A 19,344-nucleotide genomic window follows, 5' to 3' on the forward strand; every position below is an offset into this window, starting at 1 on the left:
TGCCGACAAGCGTGCGGCCACGGCCGGCCAGCACGGCGGCGAGGTACTCGACTCCCCACTGGGGCAGACCGCCGCGATATTCCACGATCACCACACTTGCAGAAGGGTCCGACATCGATACGCCGCCCGCACTTCAGGGGCGGCTCCCATTTTGATCGGAACCCCCCTCTCTCACACCATTTCCCCAGTGCGCTCGTTGGTAATCACCTACCCACTGCGCGCGCAACCCGCCGAACCAGGTCGGCGTCGATTCCTCACGACGCATCCCGTCGACAATCACCGGCATGGCTCCGGCAGGCTGAGGACAAACATCACTCAGCCAACGCACCCGCTCAGATAGGTGCACATATGCTCACGTTTGCTCAGAAAGTGTCGAACAGTTCAAACCCCTGCGGTGTCGGTCCCCAATGTTGCGGCGAGGTGGCCTGGCCCGGTCGTGCCGGCTGCGATGGTGATTCGCAGTCGAAACCTAGCCGACAGCAGGTCGACGCGCATAGGCTTACAGGGCTGCTTCATCACCTGAAAAGAAGGATGGCACTGGTCATGGGGTCGATCACCACACCGGACGGCGTCGAGATCTTCTACAAGGACTGGGGGCAGGGTCAGCCGATCGTGTTCAGTCACGGTTGGCCGCTGTCGGCCGACGATTGGGACGCGCAGATGATGTTCTTTCTGGAGCGTGGATACCGCGTGGTCGCCCATGATCGGCGCGGGCACGGGCGATCGGCGCAGACCGGCGACGGTCACGACATGGATCATTACGCCGACGACCTGGCGGCGCTGACCGAGCACCTGGATCTACACGATGCGGTTCACGTCGGTCACTCCACCGGCGGCGGCGAGGTGGCCCGCTACCTGGGGAGACACGGCGAAAGCAGGGTGGCCAAGGCTGTTCTGATCAGCTCGGTGCCGCCGTTGATGGTGCAGACCGAGGCCAATCCGGGTGGGCTGCCGAAAGAGGTGTTCGACGGCTTCCAGGAGCAGGTGGCGACACGACGGTCGCAGTTCTACCGGGAAGTACCCGAAGGCCCGTTCTACGGATACAACCGTCCGGGCGCACAGCCATCCGAAGGGGTGATTGCGAACTGGTGGCGTCAGGGCATGATGGGAGGTGCCAAGGCGCACTACGACGGGATCGTCGCTTTCTCTCAGACCGATTTCACCGAGGACCTGAAGCGCATCACGGTGCCGGTTCTGGTGATGCACGGTGACGACGACCAGGTGGTGCCTTACGCAGACTCGGGTGCGCTGTCGGTGAAGCTGGTCCAGAACGGCACCCTCAACACATACAAGGGGTTTCCGCACGGAATGCCGACCACCGAAGCCGCCACCATCAATCATGATCTGCTGGACTTCCTGAATTCTTGAGCTACCCCGTCTGCCCTGTGCTACCCCGTTTGCTGTGCCCGAGCGTTGTCGATCTGCAGCTGAACACCGTCGAGTACGAGTTTGAGCGCGGACTCGAAGCTGTCGCGGTAGGTGTCGGTGCTGTCGGGTCCGGGGCCGAACGCGCCTTGTTGGACGACGAATTGCAGTGCCGGATGCTGTGAATAATCGATCAGCGTCTCGAGTTGAGCCGCCTGCCGCGTCCACCATTCGTCGATCCCGATGCCGGTCGCCTCGACCAACTGGGCGTTTTGTGTTGCGGCACTGGCAGATCCGCGTACAACGTGGTCCACGGTCGAGTACGCATTCAGTGCGTCGCGCGGCGGCAGACCGGTCGACAATGCGGCGGCCACCGCTGCGTCGAAACGGGCGGTGGCGTTCGGTCCCGGTGAGATGCGATCCAGTGGCAGTGCGAGCATCCACGGATGACGGAGATACATGTCCCAATCTCCGTGAGCCACGTGCTCGAGTTGGCGGCGCCACCCTTCGCCGCCGTCGTTGGCAAAGGGGGTTTCTGCCGTGACGGTGTCGACCATGAGGGCGAGGAGCTCGTCTCGGCCGGGTACGTACCGGTACAGCGACATGGTTCCCATGCCGAGCGACTCGGCGACGGCGCGCATGGAGAACTCCGTGAGGCCGCTGCTGTCCGCCAGTCGAACAGCGGCCTCGACCACCGCTTCTCTGGTGAAGGCGGGCTTGGGCCCACGTTTACCTGCATTGGGAGGAGCCCACAGTAGGTGCAGTAGGCGCTCGGGGTGCTCCGGGACCGCGCCGGTGAGTGCCACGATCGAGAACCTCCTGGCGTACGAACCAATAATCTGAGTACACTCTACTCAGAAAGATTCTGCGTACAGCATACCCGGTTGATTCGAGACCAACCTTGATTCGAGACCGACACAGCACATCGGAAGGTGGACCCATGGCCGCACAGATGATTCGCGCCAGAGGGCTGGTGAAGCAGTACAAGAAAGTCCGGGCGCTCGACGGCCTCGATCTCGACGTGCCCGAGGGCAGCGTTCTGGGGCTTCTGGGGCCGAACGGTGCCGGTAAAACCACGGCAGTGCGCGTACTCACGACACTGCTCGAGCCCGACGAGGGAACGGTGGAGATCGCGGGGGTGGACGCCCTTGCAGATCCGGACGGGGTGCGAGCGCGCATCGGGTTGGCCGGCCAATACGCTGCGGTCGACGAGTACCTCACCGGGTTCGAGAATCTGGACATGATCGGCCGCCTGTACGGGCTCCGTCGTGCCGAATCCCGGGACCGTGCACGGGAATTGCTGGAACGCTTCGCGCTGTCGGATGCGGGAGACAGGCCGTCGAAAACCTACTCGGGAGGCATGCGCCGGCGCCTCGACCTGGCCGGCGCGCTGGTTGCCGCCCCGCCGGTTCTGGTGCTCGACGAGCCGACCACCGGTCTCGATCCACGCAGCCGGATCGGCATGTGGGACGTGATTCGCGAACTCGTGGACGGTGGCACCACGCTGCTGCTGACCACCCAGTATCTAGAGGAGGCGGACCGGCTTGCGGACGAGATCGTGGTGATCGACCAAGGCCGTGCGATCGCACGGGGTACCGCCGACCAGCTCAAGCGCCAGATCGGCGGTGATCACGTCGAGCTCGTGGTCGCGCAGTCCGCCGACGTCGCCGCCGCTCGTGCCGCTATTGCGTCGATCTCCAGTGGCCCGGTGCAGGTCGACGAGCCGACACGTGCTTTGTCTGCCCCCGTCGACACGGGCGCGGACGCACTGATGCAGCTGCTTCGACAGCTCGACGCCCAGAGCATTGCGGTTCTGGACGTCGGTGTTCGTCGCCCCACCCTCGACGACGTATTTCTCACGCTCACCGGCCGCGGAACCGACGACATGGTGTCCGAGTCCGAGTCCGAGTCAGAATCCGATTCCGAGGCCCGTGTGAAGGAGAATGCCCGATGACCGTCACGCTCACCCGTACCATCTCCAACAGCGGAACCATCGCCAAGCGCAATCTGATCAAGATCAAACGCGTGCCCGAAGTGATGATCTTCGTGCTGATGTCCCCGATCATGTTCGTGCTTCTCTTCGCGTACGTGTTCGGTGGCGCCATCGACCCCGGCGGTAGCGTCAACTATCGCGAGTTCCTGATCGGTGGAATCTTCGCCCAGACAGTCGTTTTCGGGTCCGTGTACACCGGAGCGGGGTTGGCGGAGGACATGCAGAAGGGCATCATCGACCGTTTCCGCTCACTGCCGATGTCACGATCTGCCGTTCTGATCGGACGAACCGTGTCCGATATCGTGTACAACCTCGTTTCCATCGTCGTAATGGCACTGACCGGCCTGTTGGTGGGTTGGCGAATCCGGAATTCGTTGATGGACGCGTTGGCCGGCTTCGCGCTGCTACTGCTCTTCGCCTACGCATTCAGCTGGGTGATGGCCTACGTGGGCCTGATGGTTCCCAGTGTGGATGTCATCAACAACGCATCGTTCATGGTGATCATGCCGCTGACGTTCGTCTCCAATGCGTTCGTGCCCCTGGAATCCTTCCCGTCCTTCCTGCAAGGGTTCGTCGAATGGAACCCGGTTTCCGCAGTCACTCAGGCAGTCAGGGAACTGTTCGGAAATACCGATCCGTCCATGCCGGTCGCGGACGCATGGTCCATGCAGAATCCGATTGCCTACAGCCTGATCTGGGTAGTCATCATTCTCGTCGTCTTCGTTCCCCTTTCGGTACACAGGTATCAGAGCAAGCGGAAGTAGCAGCAGTCCCAACAGGGAGGACAGGTAAATGCGCGGTGTGATCATGTACGGCCCCGGCGACGTTCGGGTCGAGGAACGAGAAGACCCGCAGATTCAGGAGCCCACCGATGCAGTGATAAAGGTCGTAGCCGCCTGTGTGTGCGGGTCCGACCTGTGGCCGTACCGCGGGGCCGATACCCCGGACAAGCAGCTCATGGGCCACGAATACGTCGGGGTGGTCGAGCAGGTCGGCAGCGAGGTGACAACCGTTTCGCCGGGCGACTTCGTGGTCGGATCCTTCGTGATCTCGGACAATACGTGCCCGATCTGCGATGCGGGATATCAGTCACGGTGCGTCAATGGCATTTTCGTCGATGGCAGTATCGGGACGCAGGCGGAGTACGCACGCATTCCCTTCGCGGACGGAACGTTGGTCAAGACCCCGGGAAAGCCCGACGACGACCTCATTCCATCCCTGTTGGCTGCCTCCGACGTGTTGGGTACCGGCTGGTTCGCAGCTGTTGCTGCAGAGGTGGGCCCCGGAAAGACCGTGGCTGTCGTCGGTGACGGTGCAGTGGGCCTGTTGGGAATCATGGCCGCCGAACACCTGGGGGCCGAGAAGATCATCGCCATGAGCCGTCACGAGTCGCGGCAGAAGTTGGCTCGTGAGTTCGGCGCAACCGACATCGTGGAGGAGCGCGGCGAGGAGGGCGTCGCGAAGATCAAGGAACTGACCGACGGCCTGGGAGCGCACAGCGTGATCGAAGCGGTGGGATCGCAGGAGTCGATGATGCAGGCGATCCGATCGACCCGTCCGGGTGGGCACGTGGGATACGTCGGGCTGTCCCACGACGTGGCGCTACCCGGTGGGCGACTGTTCTTCGGGCTGGTGCATCTGCACGGCGGCCCGGCTCCGGTGCGCAGGTTCCTCCCCGAGCTGATCCAGCTGATCTGGGATCGAAAGATCGATCCGGGGAAGGTTTTCGACAAGACACTGCCGTTGGAGCGGGCCGCAGAGGGGTATGACGCGATGGACAAGCGCGAGGCCATCAAGGTTCTGCTGCAGCCGTGAGAGGCGGAGCCCCCGTGAGTGGTTAAGGAGTCTCTGGACTCGCAGACCGCGCACGGGGAATTGCCCCTCTCGGGTATGGTCTGGATCACATTGCTCCGCGGGAGGGCGGGGAATGAGGACAACGAGGGGTAGGGAATGTCGTCGAGAGTTCTTATGCGGACCATGGTGGCAGCGCTTGCTGTTGCGCTCACCGGTGCGGCCGCGCCGTTTGCAGTCGCCCAGCCGGGACTGGATTCCTTCTACAGCTACGAAGGCGCGGCTCCGCTGTCGTCGTACGCACCGGGCGATGTGCTCGATACGCGGTCCGTGCCGTACAGCCTGTTGAACGTGCCGACGCCGATTCAGGCGGTGCAGATTCTCTATCGCTCCACCGACGCGGCGGGAGATCCCACGGCGAACGTGACCTCCGTTCTGCGGCCCGGGAACGCGCAGCCGGGCAAGGTCGTCTCCTACCAGTCGTTTTACGATTCACTGAATCCGGACGACAGTCCTTCCCGCGCCATCGCCGGTAACACACCGATCGGCCGGTTCACACCGAGTGGTATGAACTTCAACCTCGGCGGCACGTTGACGTCCGTCGAGGCCGCAATATTCGGCCCCCTGTTCGCACAGGGCTACACCATCGTGGTCCCGGACACCCAGGGGCCGACTGCGGACTTCGCCGCTGGTCCCGAATACGGCATGACGACGCTGGACTCGATCCGCGCCACCCGCCAGGTTGCCGAAACCGGTATCACCGATGATGCCGAGATCGGACTCATGGGCTACTCGGGTGGGGCGATCGCCACCAACTGGGCCGCCATCCTCGCACCCGCATACGCTCCGGACGTCGACGAAGACCTGATCGGCGCTGCGCAGGGTGGGCTGCTGGTCGACCCCGCGCACAACCTGCGCTACGCGAACGGAAGTATCGGATGGGCCGGCGTTGTCGGAATGGCAGTCCTCGGTGTCGCCCGCGCTTACGACATCAATATGGATCCGTACCTGAACGAGCGTGGACACCAGGCCATGGCCCGATTCCAAGACGCGTCCATTGCCAATGTGATCTTCCAGTATCCGGGCTTGACCTGGCAGGATCTCGCCAAGCCGGAATACGCCGATCCGAACTCGGTTCCCGAGTTCGTCGACGCCGTCAACAAGATCAACATGGGTACCGCCGCCACCCCGACGATTCCGATGTTCGTCGCACAGGGAGCCAATGGCATTCTCGAGGGCACCGCCCCGAGTCCACTGGTCGGGCGTGGAGACGGCATCATGGTCGCCGGCGACGTCCGCACCCTCATGCGTCAGTACTGCGCTGCCGGACTGGCCATTCAGTACGACCAGTACGACCTACTGAGCCATATCCCGTCCCTCGCCGTCTGGGTCCCCGGTGCCCTGATGTGGATCAACGATCGTTTCAACGACGTTCCGCCGCCGTCCAATTGCGGCAGCATCGCGCCTGGAAACTCTCTCGCACCCCAGGTTCTCGTCACGAACTGACGGTGTGAACAGCACTCCCCGGACCTCGGTTCGAACAGATTCCGAAAAACGCCGCAGCCATGCAGGTGGACAGTCTACGTTCGGAATGTCATGTTCGAGCATGTTCCCGGTCCGCTCCGAGCCGTGCGGACCGGGAACATCCAACGGAGGGGACACGCCGTGCGGGCCAGAACTGCTTGGGTCAGGGGACGATCCGTATCGTTGATCATCGTCGGGGTGGTGGTTGCCGCGCTCGGCACCGACGCGAGGGTGCTCGCCGAGCAGAACCCGGTCATCGACGTCGTGCGTGAGGCCGTGCCCCGGGCCGAATGTGGTCCGGGCTCGCTCCCCGAGACCGGGTTGCAAGGCGACGTCCCTGCCGAGGACCGCAACAGCGGACGTAGTGAGCAGGGCTACCGCTGCAATGCCAGTCTGGTCGGGCAACACCGAGGCCGTGGCAGTGCGGTCACCGCAACCACCTTCGAGCACTGCTCCTACACCCCGTCCTTCTTCCCGGGCCACCTGCTCGGTGAGCACCCGGGAGTGCAGGTCATCGACGCATCGGATCCGGCGAACCCCGTCCTCTCCACCACGCTGACCGAACCGGCGATGATGGGCGGCACCTGGGAAACGCTCAAGGTCAATACGGAACGCGAACTCCTCGCCGCGACGTCCGTCCCATTTCTCTGGGGCGGTGCCTACTTCTCGGTCTACGATACTTCCGATTGCGCTCACCCGAAGTTGCTCAACCCGGGTCCCGGGACCAACCCAGCCATGCCGTTGCCGTTCACCTCACACGAGGGCGGGTTCTCGCCCGACGGCAACACCTACTGGGCTTCCGGGATCGCGCCCGGGCATCTCGCGGCGATCGACATTTCCGACCCGACGAACCCGCACATCATCTGGCAGGGCCTGACCGGGATCGAAGAACACGGTTTCGGTATCAGCCCGGACGGCAACCGGATGTACCTGTCCGCGATCGCGGGGATCACGGTGCTCGACATCAGTGCCGTGCAGCGGCGTGATCCCAATCCTCAGGTGCCGCACGTCGGCAATCTGTTCTGGGCCGATGGTCAGATACCGCAACACAGCGTTCCGGTCACCTACGACGGCAAACCTTATATTTTCACGCCCAACGAGGCCGGCTCGGGTGGCGTCAAACTCATCGACGTTTCCCAGGACGACGCACTCGAGATCGTCGAGACCATCAAACTGGAGATCAACCTGCCGAAGAACATGGAAGCGAATCTTCGTTCGTCCATGGGTGGTTCGGCCTTCGCCTACGAATCGCACTACTGCGCCGCTGATCGCCCCAACGATCCTACCGCTCTGGCCTGTGGCTGGATCTCCTCCGGAATTCGGGTTTTCGATGTCAGCGACCCGCACGACATTCACGAGATCGCCTATTTCAATCCGCCGGCGCTGAAGGGACAGAACCTTCAACTCACCAATTCGGCGCACGCCCTGGCCTCCATCGTCGGCGTCCCATTTCTCAGCGCGTTCGCCATTGGGCGGGCTGCGGTCGAAGACGGGCAGAATCCGCTCGATGCCCTCGGACCTCGTGGTAACCAGGTCTTGTTCGGTGACCTCTCGTCCGACTGGTGCCTCTCGCCGCCCGAGTGGCGCGGCACCCAACTGTGGACCACCTGTATGGACAACGGGTTCATGGTGATTCAACTCGAGAACGGTGTGTACACGCCGCCACCGAATCAGGAATCCACGGTCGGGTCGTGACTGTGAGCTCCACACCGAACCGGTGGATCACGTACTCGGTCGTCGTCGCAGCGGGCTTGCTGCTGCTCGTGATGGGCGCAGCGTTGCGGCCCGTGGTGATTCCTGCCTCCTCGGCAGACAGTGAGGGCGTATCGCTCAGCGCGGTCGACATCGGTTTCGCGCAGGACATGTCGGTCCACCACGAACAGGCGCTGTTCATCGCCCAGAACCTCGACGACAGTGCCGCCCCTGTGGTGTACCAGCTGGCGCAGCAGATCATCGCGAAGCAGACATTGGAGATCGGCACCTTGCGTGGATGGCTCAGACTGGTGGGCGCGCCCTTGAGTTCTGACGACCCGATGGCCTGGATGCCGGATGTGCAGGCAAGCGCACACGGTCACCACTCCGAACTTGCGTCCGCACACACCACGATGCCCGGTATGGCCACCTGGGACGAAATCAACACCCTCGCCGGCCTGCAGGGCCGTGAAGCGGAGACGTACTTTCTGCAGTTGATGATCCGACATCACGAGGGCGGTGTCGACATGGCCACCGCCGCGGTCCAGATGCAACCCGACCCTGCTGTCGAGCGCCTGGCGCGGGCAATGGTTCGCGATCAGACCAAAGAGCTCGGATACATGAACCTGCTGCTGCAACAACGGGAAGCGCAAGCACTACCCCCACGGTGAGTGGTTGACGAGTCTCTGGACTCGTCAACCACTCACAGAGGAAAATCGGTGGCGCGGGCCCGCCCCGCAGTCGTACGTTGCGGTGAGAGCCTCACACCGTCAACTGAAATCTGAAGGGTGCATACATGATCGAGCCCAGCGGACCGTCGATGATCTTGCCCGTGGAGCCGGTCGTTCCGGTCACGCGCGGAGATCTGGATGTGTATCTGCCGGATGTAGGCGGCGCTGCACCGTGCGTGCTGATCGTTCACGGCCTGTTTCCGGAGCGCCCAGAAGTGACGCCCCGTCACTCCCGATTCTTCCGCGACTACGCGAGTCACTTGGCTCGCCGCGGCCTCGTTGCCGGCGTCGTCGATCACGATCTGATCGAGGGCATGAGGTTTCCGGAAGCGTCCGCCACGGTTGGTCGTGTCGTCGAAGAACTCCGCGGTCAGCCCGAAGCCGATGCCGACGTGGTCGGGCTCTGGATCTTCTCCGGTGGTGGACCGTTGTCGTACCCGTTCCTCGCAGACCCGCCACCGTGGCTGCGCGGTATCGCACTGAGCTACCCGATGCTGCCCGCCGAGGACATCCCCGGTTGGCCGACGATGGATCAGGCGGTGGCCGGAACGAAGACGGTGCCCACGTTCATCACCGTCGTCGAACACGAGATGCCGATGTTCGCACCCGATCAACAGGTCTTTCTCGACCGCGTGGAACAGATCGCCTCACCGGTCACGGTGCAGTCGGTCCCCGGTGCGGCACATGGATTCGACGCACTCGAACCCGAACCGCACGCCCAGCAGGCAGTTGCCGCAGGGATCGAGTGGATGGTCGACACCCTGACCTGAGCGGGTCGTACCCGAGCGCTACGGCGTGACGAAGAAGGTACCGACACTCGGCGTGCCGTAGACATCGGTTGTGCCGGGCAGGTAGTAGGTGGCGGTCACGACGACCTGGCCCGGCCCGGTGGGCACCGCCGAACGCTCGGGATGCTGGTCGGTAATCGTCCCGGATGCGCCGGTCGACAGGTTGTTCCACTGGTACACGTATCCGAAACCGGCTGGAGTCGGGTTGATCCGGCCGTCTCCGTGAAACACGGTGGGGTTGTAGACGGCGGCGCCTCGGGTGAGTGGCCACCCGACGAGCACACCTGGTACTTGCAGCACGGTCGATCCGTCGAGGGATGGTGGCTGCGCGGCTGCAGGTACGGCGAATCCGATCAGGGCAGCCGATGCGACCGCGCCGATAATGGATGTTCGAGTGCGTCGACGCACGACTCAGAGCAGCCCGGACGAGGTGAGCCCGGCCCGCAGGCGATCGATGTGCGCGGCCGGACCCTGCCGTAGGGGCATGCGGAGATGGTCGGAGCCGATGAGTCCCAGCATCTTGAGCGCCGCCTTCACCTGAATGGCACCTTGCGAGGTGTGCATGATCGCGTCTATGGCAGGAATGAGTTGCCGGTGGATCTCCCGCGCCCGGGGCAGGTCTCCCCGGTCGACACAAGCGATCATTTCTGCGTAGAGGTCGCCGGCAACGTGGCCGACCACCGACACGATGCCGGTGGCGCCCTGCGCGAGGTGCGGGAGGTTGACGATGTCGTCGCCGGAGAACCAGAGCAGATCGGTCTCGGCCATCAACCGGCTGGCCTCGAAGAAGTCGCCCTTGGCGTCCTTGAGAGCCTTCACCTGCTCGATGTCCGCCGCGCGACGAATCGTGTCGGTGGTCAGCGCGGTCCCGGTGCGGCCGGGAATGTCGTACAGCATCACCGGCGTCTGCTCACCGGCCTCGGCGACCAACCGGATGTGCTCGAGGATGCAGTCCTGCGGCGGCTTGTTGTAGTACGGCGTGACCACCAGCAACGAGTCGGCGCCGCGGGCCACCATCTCCCGCGCAGCTCGCGCAGAGTGTTCCGTGTCGTTGGTGCCGCAACCGGCCATCACCGCGACCCGGTCGCCCACAGCCTCGACGACCGCCTGCACACAGTCGTAGTCCTCGTCGTCCGTGGTGGTCGGTGACTCCCCGGTGGTGCCGTTGACGAGAAGCCCGTCGTGCCCGTGATCGGCGAGGTGTACGGCGAGCTGCTGCAACCCGTTGTAGTCGATCGATCCGTCGTCGTGCATCGGCGTCACCATTGCAGTGATGACGCGGCCGAATGGGTTCTCCTCCATGATTGCCACACACTACGCCGACAGAACCTCTCTTGTGCACGGCAGGAACGTTCCCGAGGTCAGGCGTCCGCACCCGGCGTGACCAACCCGGTCTCGTAGGCGATCACGACGAGCCTGGACCGGTCTCGTGCCCCGAGCTTGCCGAGTATCCGGCCCACGTGGGTGCGTGCCGTGGCGGTACTGATGAACAGTTTGCGGCCGATCTCGTCGTTCGAGCGGCCTGCTCCGACCTCGCGCAGGATTTCGCGTTCACGGTCGGTGAGGACATCGAGTCGCCCGGCACGTGCGGGATTGGGATTGCGAGCTGCCGCCTGCATAACGCGACTCGTGACGGTCGGCGACAACATGGCGTCGCCGGCCGCCACGGCGCGGACTGCGGAGCGAAGTTCCTGCGGACTGGCGTCTTTGAGGAGGAAGCCTGCAGCACCGGCGCGGATGGCGTCGAGGATGTTCTCGTCGGTGTCGAACGTCGTCAGCACCACCACCCGCACGTCCGACAGGTTGGCGTCGTGGGTGACCTGCCGCGTGACCCGGATGCCGTCGGTGCCGGGCATCCGAATGTCCATGAGTACGACGTCGGGGTTCGTTCTCGCCACCATGCGGTATCCGGATTCACCGTCCGCTGCCTCGCCGACGACGGTGATGTCGTCCGTCCGGTCGAGGAGGGCGCGCAAACCCTCCCGGACCATGGCTTGATCGTCGACGATGACAACGCGGATCATGGACGCGGCTCGTACGGAATTTCTACCGTCACAACGAAACCTCCACCGTCGGGTGCACTGGTCTCCACAGTGCCACCGATCAGGCGGGCCCGCTCGCGCATCCCCGTGATTCCCCAACCAGCGGTGAGATCGTCTGTGCCCTGACCGTTGTCGCGTATCGAAAGGTGCAGGGCCTCCTCGGCGTACTCGAGCGCGATGATGACCTCCGATGCATGTGCGTGCCGTAGGGCGTTGCTCAGCGCCTCTTGCGCAACGCGATACGCGGTGGCGTCGGTTACCGCGGACATGACAGCCGGCGTTCCGTGGGTATCCACGCTGACGGTCGGTCCGGTTGCAGGGACGCCCTCGACGAGACTGCTCAGGCCGGCCAGCCCGGCCACCGGTCCGCGATCGTCCTCGGGTATTTCCTCGGCAGGAGTGCGCAACGCGCGCAGCGTTGCCCGCAGTTCGGTCACCACCTGCGTGCAGGCGGCACGAACGGCGACCAGTGAACGCCGTGCGAGCGGCGGGTCGTCCTCGAGCGATTCGGTGGCCACGTCGGTGTGCAATGAAATGACCGAGACGGTGTGAGCAAGAAGATCGTGTAGATCGCGGGCAATATGCAGTCGTTCTCGCTCGATACGTCGGGTCGCTTCGCGCTCGCGTTCGAGCGCGGCGGCTCTTACTCGTCTGTCCATCTCGGCGCGCAATAGGCGGCGCGCATGCACGCTGTCGCCGAGCGCGATCACCGCCACTGCCAGACCGAGGGAGCTGGCCAACTCGAACCCGAGGAGATACGAGAGATCGGTGTCCTGCGCAATCCGAACCGTCGTCGACAGCGCGAACATGGCGGCGGCAACCCCGATTGCCCACCGGACTCGTCCCTGCTCTGCCGCCGAATACAGTGCGGCCGCCAGAGGGAGGGCCAATCCGATCGGCGGAAAGGAGGCCATGTAATAGGCCACGAGTATCGCTGCGGTGATGACGAGGGTGGCGACCGGGCGTTGCCGCCGCAAGAACATGAGCCCGGACAGGGCTGCGGCGAACAGGTACGCGGTCGGAGCCGGCGCCTCGGCGTCGGAACCGACGTCGGCGGAGATCGCGACACCGACCACGACGAACACCACCACGGCGACGGCCGCGTCGATCGCGACCTGGCGGTGGCGCAACGTCTCAGCGGAGATTGCGTGCTCCTCCCTGCCGGCTCTCTCCGTTGAGTTTCGAGGGTAGCCAGGCGACCACTCCGACGAGAGCGCCGACGAGAGCGCCGGTCGCGAGGCTGCTGACGACGGAGAAGCCACGCACGATCACGGACTCCATGCCTGTCGGCACGGCATCGGTGAGGTTACCGCCGAGCTGCGGCGGATTGTCGCCGAACGCCTGAGCCCACAGCATCTGGTGAGTTGCGGCCAGCAGCACCCCGTAGACAATGCCGATCATGACCCCGGTGAGTAATGGATTCGGGACCCGTCGCCAGATCAGGACGGCAAGCCACACCGCGGGCGGTGTGAACACCAGTACGGCGTTCGCTGCCGGACCGACGAGATCGAGGTGGTGCGCGACCACCCGCGGAACGCCCACAGCCGCCAACGCAATGGCCGTCCACCACGACAAGCCCAGCCGGGCCGGGTACCGGCGGGTATCACTCATGCTGTCACCTCCATTGGGTGCGACTCGGTCAGCGCTTCACGACTGGTGAGAACTCGATACAGCGCGAGAAAGGCGAACACAGCCGTTGCGCCGCTCATCGCCAGCCGCACCCAGTGACCGGTCTCGAACTCGAACGCGGTCTGCCGCAGAAACTCGGCCGAATGCATGGCGGCGCCCTCGTCGAACAGGACTTCGTTGCGCGGCCAGAAGTACGCCGCCGAGAACAGAAACTCCCCGACCACCAGCGAGATCAAGCTGGCGGCCACCCAGATACGGGCGGGTCGATGCCGCCACAGAACGACGAGTGCCGTCACGGCGGCGACGACGGTGACGGCACCCAGCGGGGGAAAGTAGTCAGCAGGTCCGGTGACTGTGAAGAACCGAGTCGACTGTTCCAGCGATGTCGGTGGGTCATGAAACACATTGGGGTAGATCACAATCGTTTCGGCGAGGATGCCACCGAAGGCGATGATCGTGATCCAGCTGTACCCAACGGCCACGCCGGATCTGAGGCGCTGCGGAAAGGACATGATTCGACACTATGGTCGCGGGTATTCGACGTCGTCCGCACCGAAGCGGATTTGGTGTACGTCATGTGACGTACGCGCCGTGGGAACGAAAGTTCCTGGACAATGAGTGAGAGCGGGAAACCGGTACCGAACGACAGGAGGTTCCATGGGTACGGAAGACGATCGCGTGGACCATGACGACACAGGTAACACGTCGAGTGACCGCCTTCGCGACGCGCAGGAACGTGGTGACGTGTCGGAGATGGTCGAGGCTCTCGAGGAAAGAGTCATCGAGGAATCCGAGTCGCGAGGTGTCGCGGGCACACCGTCCGATCGATCGACTGTCGAGCCCGTAGAGCCGGACCACCAGAGCCCGGATTGATTCACTACAGCACGCTGGCGGACGTGAAGACGTAGACCAGCATGAGAACGAACAGTATCCATCCAGCACCCTGCCAGATCGGCCAGGTTCCGCCGTTGCGCCACGTCGTGTAGGTGCGAACGAAGGCGCCGACACCGCCGAGGAACAAGATTCCGGCGGGGACGAAAGCCAAGAGGTAGCGGTCCGGGGTTGCGCACACCCGGAACTCTGCGGTGGCGCATTCCGCTTCGCTGGTTCCCAGCGCCCAGGCGATGATGATCCCTGTGGCGAGAAACGCCACGGCGATCACGCTTGACGTGTACCAGGCGGCTTGGCGCATCGTCGGTCGGTCGGACCAGCGCTTTTCGACATCGTTCGTCATCTGCACCTCCACGACAGAAGTGAGTGTTCTGGCCCGGTAACCCGGATCCGGGCGCCGTCAACCAGTACTTCCCTGTAGTCAATCAAAAACGGCCGTGTAACGGACTCGTTCCTTCATACGACGTTCGTGGTGACGTGTACAGCGCGGGGGTCGGTCCGCGTAAACCGATTGGGTTGGGGACAAAGGACGTGGACATGGATATTCGTGGGTTCTTCGAGCGGCATCGCATTGCGTCGGCTGTGGCCGCACCGGCAACGTTGGGGGTGGCGGCCATCGTCGCCGCGTCGTTCTTGATTCCTTCGGGGTCGGAAAGCATCGACACCGAACTGACGTCCTTGGTCACCGAGTGTCATGACATGGTCACCATCTCGATTGCCGGCCGCAACGACACCCCGAGCAGCATCCCTGGCACGGCAATGCTGGTCAGGGAAGACGGGACAGCGCTGCCGGCAGCAATGTCCGGTGATTACAGCAGCGACTGGCTCGACCCGATCGTCAACGCCCCGGGTGCGCCCAGCCAGGACTACGCCGCGATGTACATCGAGTACCCGGCGAACATGGCCACCTACGAAGACGCGGTTGTGGCCGGGGTCGAGAACACCCAGCAGGTCATGCGGGAAATCCAGGCGGCCTGCGCGGACACCCAGTTCTCCATCGTCGGGTACAGCGAGGGCGCGGACGTCGCCCGCCGTGTCGCGATGAACATCGGAAACCAGGAAGCCGACAACGGCACGTACGGAATCGTCGACCCGGCCCGTGTGCTCGGTGTCGTGATCCTCGCCGACGCGGGCCGCACCGTCGGGCAGGGGCCGTTCCCCGGCGCGGAAGACCCGTTCACCAGGCCCGACAACTTCGACCGGGACTACCAGAACGGCAAAAATACCGCTGGCGGCAAGGGCGCGCTGCCCGATACCGGAGGTAGCTTCGGCGCGTTGGACGGCAAGGTCGCGTCGTTCTGCTCCGACGGTGACCTCACCTGCGCCGCTCCCCAGAACATTTCGTTGCTCCAACTGGCCGTCAACGTCGGTCGCCAGATCAATGTCGACGCACTGGAAGCGGAGGGTCTGACCCCCGCCACCGGGCAGGACGTGGCCACGGCGCTCGGCCGTATCGCGTTCGCAGCCTTCGCCGACATCGGCTCGCAAGAGAACTGGATGCAGAGCGACGAGACATTCCTCGAAGTGCTCATCAAGGTTTCGACCCCGGGGTACGAGCTGAAGACACCGACCGACGGTGATGCTACGACCGATGTCAGCACCGAGGGCGACGCTACGACCGACGTCAGCGCCGAGGCGGGCGACGAAGGCTCGACTGACGGGGAAGCGCCGAAGGACTCGATCGAGAAGGAAGAGCTGTCACCCCTGGCCTACCTGCCACAGAAGTTCTTCAGGGAGATCGTCGGACTCATCATGACGAACACCAACACCATTCCGGTGGTCATGAACGACCCGTACAACCTCACTCTCGGCCCGAACGCAACGGGACACCACTTCGATTACTGGGACAACGCGAACCCGGAGAACGGCAAGCCGCTCACTTCCGCCGAGTACGCGGCAGCCTGGCTGACCCACTTGGCCAAGCAGGCGGCGGACGGCAAGCCGTTGAATACGGAGCAGGAGCCGGAGCCTGCAGATGTCGAGACGGCCCTCGCACTGGCGGCGGAGGCGAAGAAGGCAGACGCGTCGACGAAGGTCGAGTCCGGCGCAAAGGACCAAGCGTCGACAACCACGTCGGAAACGGAACAGCCGACGGACAACGGTGACAGTGCCACCGCTTCCGTCGAGGGCAGCGAATCCGACACGGCCTCGACCACCTCGACAAGTCCTGCCGAATCGGATGCGCCCACAGCCACCGAGGGCGTGAAGGTCACACCCGAGGCTGCGAGCCCGCAGCCTGAGCAGCCGGCGCAGACCGAGGAGCCCGGCACGGATGGACAGGAAACGACCGACTCGACCTCGCCCACCACAACCGGGGTCGTGACCACCACGACCACCCCGGCGCCCGCCGCCTGATCACCCCTGTGCGTGGTCTGCGAGTCTCTGGACTCGCAGACCACGCACAGGGCCGAAGGCCCTACGCCTCGATCTGACCGGCGATCTTCCGCTCGAGCTGCAGGCGTGCGCTGGTCGGGACGGCGATGAGTCCTTCTAGTTCTTTGCGGGCTTTCGTGTAGGCGTTCTGGCGTTCCTGCTGTGTGGCGCCGTCGTCCATCGCAAGTCTCAGCAGTCGCTGTGCTCGAACCAGGCGTTCCTGCTCGTTGTAGGAGAAGTCGCCTTGCCGTCGGCGTTTCGCTTCCTTCTCCGCGACGTCGAACGCAATGGCGTAGGCGTGTACGGCATCCCGGTAAGCGTTACGCCCATCGCGATCGCCCACGAGTGTTTCCGGATCGGACGGTTTCAGGAGGTCTGCGCGTCGCTTCGCCTTGTGGAATTCGGTGGTCAGCGGTTCACGCATGTCGGTCATCATCGGATAGTCGAGCAGGGTGACCAGGTCCATTTCGTAGGCGAACCAGCGGACGTCGGTTTGTTCGTGTTCGTCGACCGTTTTGGCGATGTCGCGCAGGACCGCTTCTTCGTCGACCTGATTCTGTGCTTTCGCTTGTGCAACGGCGATTTTGGTTTCTTGCTTCAAACGGAAGCGCTCTTGGCGCCGGTCGATGCGGCGCGAGTTGGCGGCTCCTACCGCCTTCACTGCCCCGCCGATGCTTCCACCGAAGACGAATGCCAGCCACCAATAGTTGGAGAGAAACTCGAACACTTGGTCCACACGGCCATCATGCCACCAGGGGCGGCTCTGCCGCCGGTGCGTCTCAGTAGCGCAGGCCGTGTCCGAAGCGAAAGACGGGCCGGTCGGTGTCGAACGGCACGTCCGAGCGGCTGGCCACCACTGCATCCATCGACCGGGGCAGGTCGAAGGGCAGCGAGCCCTGCGGACCGCGGTCGCCGAAAAGCACCCGCAACAGCGCGGCGTCCGAGGCTCCGTAGTTGCCGATCACGGCCGCTGCTGTGTCCTCGAGACCGCCGAGTACCGCGGGACGCTCCAGGTAGATGTCGATCACGGTCGGCACGGCCCGCGCAATGGTGTTCAGTCGCTGCAGTTCCGTCGCGGGGAACTCGAGAGAGCCGGTGTGGAAATAGGCTTCGAAACCGTTGGTGCGGGGCTCGTAGGGAGCCTTGACCCGCACGATCGCCACATCCGCTTCCGCAGGAGTCGCGGCCGCCTCCGCGTAGTCGCCGAGAACCTGAATGTCGATCCCCTCGGCGTAGACACGAAGGCCGCGACCGAGTGGCAGCGTCCGGTCACGATTGGTGAGCAGCGTCAGTGAGTCGCTTTGTGCGTCCACACCGGCCGCGACGAAGTCGGCGTTGCCGACCACGGCGTTCGCGCGATCTTCGTCGACGAACGGATCCTCGAACAGGCCGAGGGTGAACTTCTCGCGCAGCAGGCGGCGCACGGACACGTCGAGGCGTTCGCGCTCGACGGTGCCCGCCGCCAGCAGGTCCAGCAGAAGATCGGTGCACATTTCGCCGCCGAACTGATCGACGCCGGCATCGAGGATCTTCAGCATCCGTTGCTCACGCGTCAGATGTTCGACGCCCCAGGCGTGGGCGATCATGAGGTCGGATCCGGTGATCAGGCCCCAGTCGGTGCACACGATGCCGTCGAACCCGAATCGGTCGCGCAGCAATCCCTGGATCACCGAGCGGTTGAATCCGAAGCCCACCTCCTCGTGTTCGGTGCCCACCGGCATCCCGTAGTACGGCATCATCTGTGCGACACCCGCCTCGATCGCGGCGGCGAACGGCTTCAGGTGGTATTCGAAATTGTCTCCGGGATAAACCTGTTCGCGTCCGTGGGCGAAGTGCGGATCCTCACCGTCCTTCTGCGGTCCGCCGCCGGGGAAGTGCTTGGCCATCGTAGAGACCGACTCCGGTCCGAGCTTCTCGCCCTGGAAGCCACGGATGTAGGCGGCGGCGAGGCGCGAGGTCAGTTCGGCGTCCTCGCCGAAGGTCGCGTTGATCCGCGACCATCTCGGCTCGGTCGTCAGATCGATCTGCGGGTGCAGGGCCAGCCGCAAACCGACGGCTCGATACTCCTGTCTGGCGATGTCGGCGAAGAGTTGCCCCCGCTCGGCAGAACCGATCGCGGCCAGGCCCAGCGGTTCGGGCCATTGCGAGAACGGCCCGGCCAGCATGGAAGCCCCGGGGTTGTCGGTGAACGAATGCCGTGGGTCGGTGGAGAAGGTGATCGGAATACCCAGCGGCAGGCGGCGGGCCAGGCGCTGTGCCTCGTTGTGCCAGGCCGCGAATTCGCGTCCACTGGGTGCGGAGCCGAGTACGTTGAAATGGTTCATCCGGTTGTCGTGGATCAGGCTCGCAACCGGCGGCAGGCCGAACATCTCGTTCGGTTCACCGAGATCCCGCACCGACACGATCGTGTGGAAGAGCAGGCCGGCCTTGTCGGCGTCGTCCATCCGAGACAGCAGATCCTCGACACGATTGTCTATGGACAGCGACGAGTCCTGGTAGGGGAAGCGTGCGGCTTCGACGCTCAT

20 protein-coding genes are annotated in these 19,344 nt (G+C 64.1%); 10 read left to right on the forward strand and 10 right to left on the reverse strand.

Going from position 1 to position 19,344, the window contains the following annotated elements; all coding sequences use genetic code 11:
* Positions 1-543: 543 nt before the first annotated feature.
* On the forward strand, positions 544-1,368 hold the full coding sequence (locus tag ACZI8Q_RS19190; protein WP_463375169.1) for an alpha/beta fold hydrolase: 825 nt from the start codon (positions 544-546) through the stop codon (positions 1,366-1,368).
* A 20-nt stretch (positions 1,369-1,388) separates the two neighbouring features.
* On the opposite strand, the gene ACZI8Q_RS19195 is transcribed toward ACZI8Q_RS19190, so the two are convergent.
* Complete coding sequence (locus ACZI8Q_RS19195) at positions 1,389-2,171, reverse strand: TetR/AcrR family transcriptional regulator (RefSeq protein WP_463375170.1); 783 nt, start codon at positions 2,169-2,171, stop codon at positions 1,389-1,391.
* A 134-nt stretch (positions 2,172-2,305) separates the two neighbouring features.
* Here ACZI8Q_RS19195 and ACZI8Q_RS19200 point away from each other — a divergent pair, with 134 nt between their 5' ends.
* The 7 genes from ACZI8Q_RS19200 (at position 2,306) to ACZI8Q_RS19230 (ending at position 9,866) form a co-directional block, all read left to right on the forward strand.
* Positions 2,306-3,319 carry an ATP-binding cassette domain-containing protein gene (locus ACZI8Q_RS19200; RefSeq protein WP_463375171.1) on the forward strand — a complete coding sequence of 338 codons (1,014 nt, stop codon included), beginning with the start codon at positions 2,306-2,308 and terminating at the stop codon, positions 3,317-3,319.
* Positions 3,316-4,122 carry an ABC transporter permease gene (locus ACZI8Q_RS19205; protein ID WP_463375172.1) on the forward strand — a complete coding sequence of 269 codons (807 nt, stop codon included), beginning with the start codon at positions 3,316-3,318 and terminating at the stop codon, positions 4,120-4,122. Before ACZI8Q_RS19200 ends, ACZI8Q_RS19205 begins: the two co-directional genes overlap by 4 nt.
* Positions 4,123-4,150: 28 nt before the next feature.
* A complete protein-coding gene (locus ACZI8Q_RS19210) occupies positions 4,151-5,173 on the forward strand; it encodes a zinc-dependent alcohol dehydrogenase family protein (RefSeq protein WP_463375173.1) in 1,023 nt (340 codons plus the stop codon).
* Between the two features lie 135 nt (positions 5,174-5,308).
* Positions 5,309-6,655 (forward strand): lipase family protein, encoded by a 1,347-nt coding sequence (locus ACZI8Q_RS19215; protein ID WP_463375174.1) that lies wholly within the window; start codon positions 5,309-5,311, stop codon positions 6,653-6,655.
* Between the two features lie 90 nt (positions 6,656-6,745).
* Positions 6,746-8,368, forward strand: coding sequence for an LVIVD repeat-containing protein (locus ACZI8Q_RS19220; protein WP_463375175.1), 1,623 nt, complete (start codon positions 6,746-6,748; stop codon positions 8,366-8,368).
* Complete coding sequence (locus ACZI8Q_RS19225) at positions 8,365-9,036, forward strand: DUF305 domain-containing protein (protein WP_463375176.1); 672 nt, start codon at positions 8,365-8,367, stop codon at positions 9,034-9,036. The genes ACZI8Q_RS19220 and ACZI8Q_RS19225 overlap by 4 nt, the downstream gene beginning before the upstream one ends.
* Positions 9,037-9,161: 125 nt before the next feature.
* A complete protein-coding gene (locus ACZI8Q_RS19230; protein ID WP_463375177.1) occupies positions 9,162-9,866 on the forward strand; it encodes a dienelactone hydrolase family protein in 705 nt (234 codons plus the stop codon).
* 18 nt (positions 9,867-9,884) lie between these two features.
* Here ACZI8Q_RS19230 and ACZI8Q_RS19235 read toward each other — a convergent pair whose 3' ends face one another.
* Genes ACZI8Q_RS19235 through ACZI8Q_RS19260 form a run of 6 tightly spaced genes read right to left on the reverse strand, consistent with a single transcriptional unit; the run spans position 9,885 to position 14,067 of the window.
* On the reverse strand, positions 9,885-10,292 hold the full coding sequence (locus ACZI8Q_RS19235) for a hypothetical protein (protein WP_463375178.1): 408 nt from the start codon (positions 10,290-10,292) through the stop codon (positions 9,885-9,887).
* A 3-nt stretch (positions 10,293-10,295) separates the two neighbouring features.
* Positions 10,296-11,186, reverse strand: coding sequence for a 4-hydroxy-tetrahydrodipicolinate synthase (gene dapA / locus ACZI8Q_RS19240; RefSeq protein ID WP_463375179.1), 891 nt, complete (start codon positions 11,184-11,186; stop codon positions 10,296-10,298).
* Positions 11,187-11,245: 59 nt separating this feature from the next.
* Complete coding sequence (locus ACZI8Q_RS19245; RefSeq protein ID WP_463375180.1) at positions 11,246-11,908, reverse strand: response regulator; 663 nt, start codon at positions 11,906-11,908, stop codon at positions 11,246-11,248.
* A complete protein-coding gene (locus tag ACZI8Q_RS19250; protein WP_463375181.1) occupies positions 11,905-13,056 on the reverse strand; it encodes a sensor histidine kinase in 1,152 nt (383 codons plus the stop codon). Before ACZI8Q_RS19250 ends, ACZI8Q_RS19245 begins: the two co-directional genes overlap by 4 nt.
* Before the next feature lie 4 nt (positions 13,057-13,060).
* Positions 13,061-13,537, reverse strand: coding sequence for a hypothetical protein (locus tag ACZI8Q_RS19255; RefSeq protein WP_463375182.1), 477 nt, complete (start codon positions 13,535-13,537; stop codon positions 13,061-13,063).
* A complete protein-coding gene (locus ACZI8Q_RS19260; protein ID WP_463375183.1) occupies positions 13,534-14,067 on the reverse strand; it encodes an anthrone oxygenase family protein in 534 nt (177 codons plus the stop codon). Before ACZI8Q_RS19260 ends, ACZI8Q_RS19255 begins: the two co-directional genes overlap by 4 nt.
* Before the next feature lie 145 nt (positions 14,068-14,212).
* Between ACZI8Q_RS19260 and ACZI8Q_RS19265 the strand changes: the two genes are divergently transcribed.
* On the forward strand, positions 14,213-14,428 hold the full coding sequence (locus ACZI8Q_RS19265; RefSeq protein ID WP_463375184.1) for a hypothetical protein: 216 nt from the start codon (positions 14,213-14,215) through the stop codon (positions 14,426-14,428).
* A gap of 4 nt (positions 14,429-14,432) precedes the next feature.
* Here the strand turns inward: ACZI8Q_RS19265 and ACZI8Q_RS19270 are convergent, their stop codons facing one another.
* Complete coding sequence (locus tag ACZI8Q_RS19270; protein ID WP_463375185.1) at positions 14,433-14,789, reverse strand: hypothetical protein; 357 nt, start codon at positions 14,787-14,789, stop codon at positions 14,433-14,435.
* Between the two features lie 194 nt (positions 14,790-14,983).
* On the opposite strand from ACZI8Q_RS19270, the gene ACZI8Q_RS19275 reads away from it, so the two are divergent.
* Positions 14,984-16,801, forward strand: a complete 1,818-nt coding sequence (locus ACZI8Q_RS19275) for a cutinase family protein (RefSeq protein WP_463375186.1) — start codon at positions 14,984-14,986, stop codon at positions 16,799-16,801.
* Positions 16,802-16,862: 61 nt separating this feature from the next.
* Here the strand turns inward: ACZI8Q_RS19275 and ACZI8Q_RS19280 are convergent, their stop codons facing one another.
* Both ACZI8Q_RS19280 and ACZI8Q_RS19285 read right to left on the reverse strand, forming a co-directional pair.
* Positions 16,863-17,555, reverse strand: coding sequence for a hypothetical protein (locus ACZI8Q_RS19280; protein ID WP_463375187.1), 693 nt, complete (start codon positions 17,553-17,555; stop codon positions 16,863-16,865).
* 43 nt (positions 17,556-17,598) lie between these two features.
* Positions 17,599-19,344, reverse strand: coding sequence for a glycoside hydrolase family 3 protein (locus tag ACZI8Q_RS19285; RefSeq protein ID WP_463375188.1), 1,746 nt, complete (start codon positions 19,342-19,344; stop codon positions 17,599-17,601).

This window comes from Rhodococcus quanlei (assembly GCF_055231015.1).

What these genes read in the sequence shown, in the direction of transcription:
- ACZI8Q_RS19190 (WP_463375169.1), top strand. Translation starts at nt 544, where the DNA reads ATGGGGTCGATCACCACACCGGACGGCGTCGAGATCTTCTACAAGGAC.
- ACZI8Q_RS19200 (WP_463375171.1), top strand. Translation starts at nt 2,306, where the DNA reads ATGGCCGCACAGATGATTCGCGCCAGAGGGCTGGTGAAGCAGTACAAG.
- ACZI8Q_RS19205 (WP_463375172.1), top strand. Translation starts at nt 3,316, where the DNA reads ATGACCGTCACGCTCACCCGTACCATCTCCAACAGCGGAACCATCGCC.
- ACZI8Q_RS19210 (WP_463375173.1), top strand. Translation starts at nt 4,151, where the DNA reads ATGCGCGGTGTGATCATGTACGGCCCCGGCGACGTTCGGGTCGAGGAA.
- ACZI8Q_RS19215 (WP_463375174.1), top strand. Translation starts at nt 5,309, where the DNA reads ATGTCGTCGAGAGTTCTTATGCGGACCATGGTGGCAGCGCTTGCTGTT.
- ACZI8Q_RS19220 (WP_463375175.1), top strand. Translation starts at nt 6,746, where the DNA reads ATGTTCGAGCATGTTCCCGGTCCGCTCCGAGCCGTGCGGACCGGGAAC.
- ACZI8Q_RS19230 (WP_463375177.1), top strand. Translation starts at nt 9,162, where the DNA reads ATGATCGAGCCCAGCGGACCGTCGATGATCTTGCCCGTGGAGCCGGTC.
- dapA (WP_463375179.1), bottom strand. Translation starts at nt 11,186, where the DNA reads ATGGAGGAGAACCCATTCGGCCGCGTCATCACTGCAATGGTGACGCCG.
- ACZI8Q_RS19245 (WP_463375180.1), bottom strand. Translation starts at nt 11,908, where the DNA reads ATGATCCGCGTTGTCATCGTCGACGATCAAGCCATGGTCCGGGAGGGT.
- ACZI8Q_RS19255 (WP_463375182.1), bottom strand. Translation starts at nt 13,537, where the DNA reads ATGAGTGATACCCGCCGGTACCCGGCCCGGCTGGGCTTGTCGTGGTGG.
- ACZI8Q_RS19260 (WP_463375183.1), bottom strand. Translation starts at nt 14,067, where the DNA reads ATGTCCTTTCCGCAGCGCCTCAGATCCGGCGTGGCCGTTGGGTACAGC.
- ACZI8Q_RS19265 (WP_463375184.1), top strand. Translation starts at nt 14,213, where the DNA reads ATGGGTACGGAAGACGATCGCGTGGACCATGACGACACAGGTAACACG.
- ACZI8Q_RS19270 (WP_463375185.1), bottom strand. Translation starts at nt 14,789, where the DNA reads ATGACGAACGATGTCGAAAAGCGCTGGTCCGACCGACCGACGATGCGC.
- ACZI8Q_RS19275 (WP_463375186.1), top strand. Translation starts at nt 14,984, where the DNA reads ATGGATATTCGTGGGTTCTTCGAGCGGCATCGCATTGCGTCGGCTGTG.
- ACZI8Q_RS19285 (WP_463375188.1), bottom strand. Translation starts at nt 19,344, where the DNA reads ATGAGCGTCGAAGCCGCACGCTTCCCCTACCAGGACTCGTCGCTGTCC.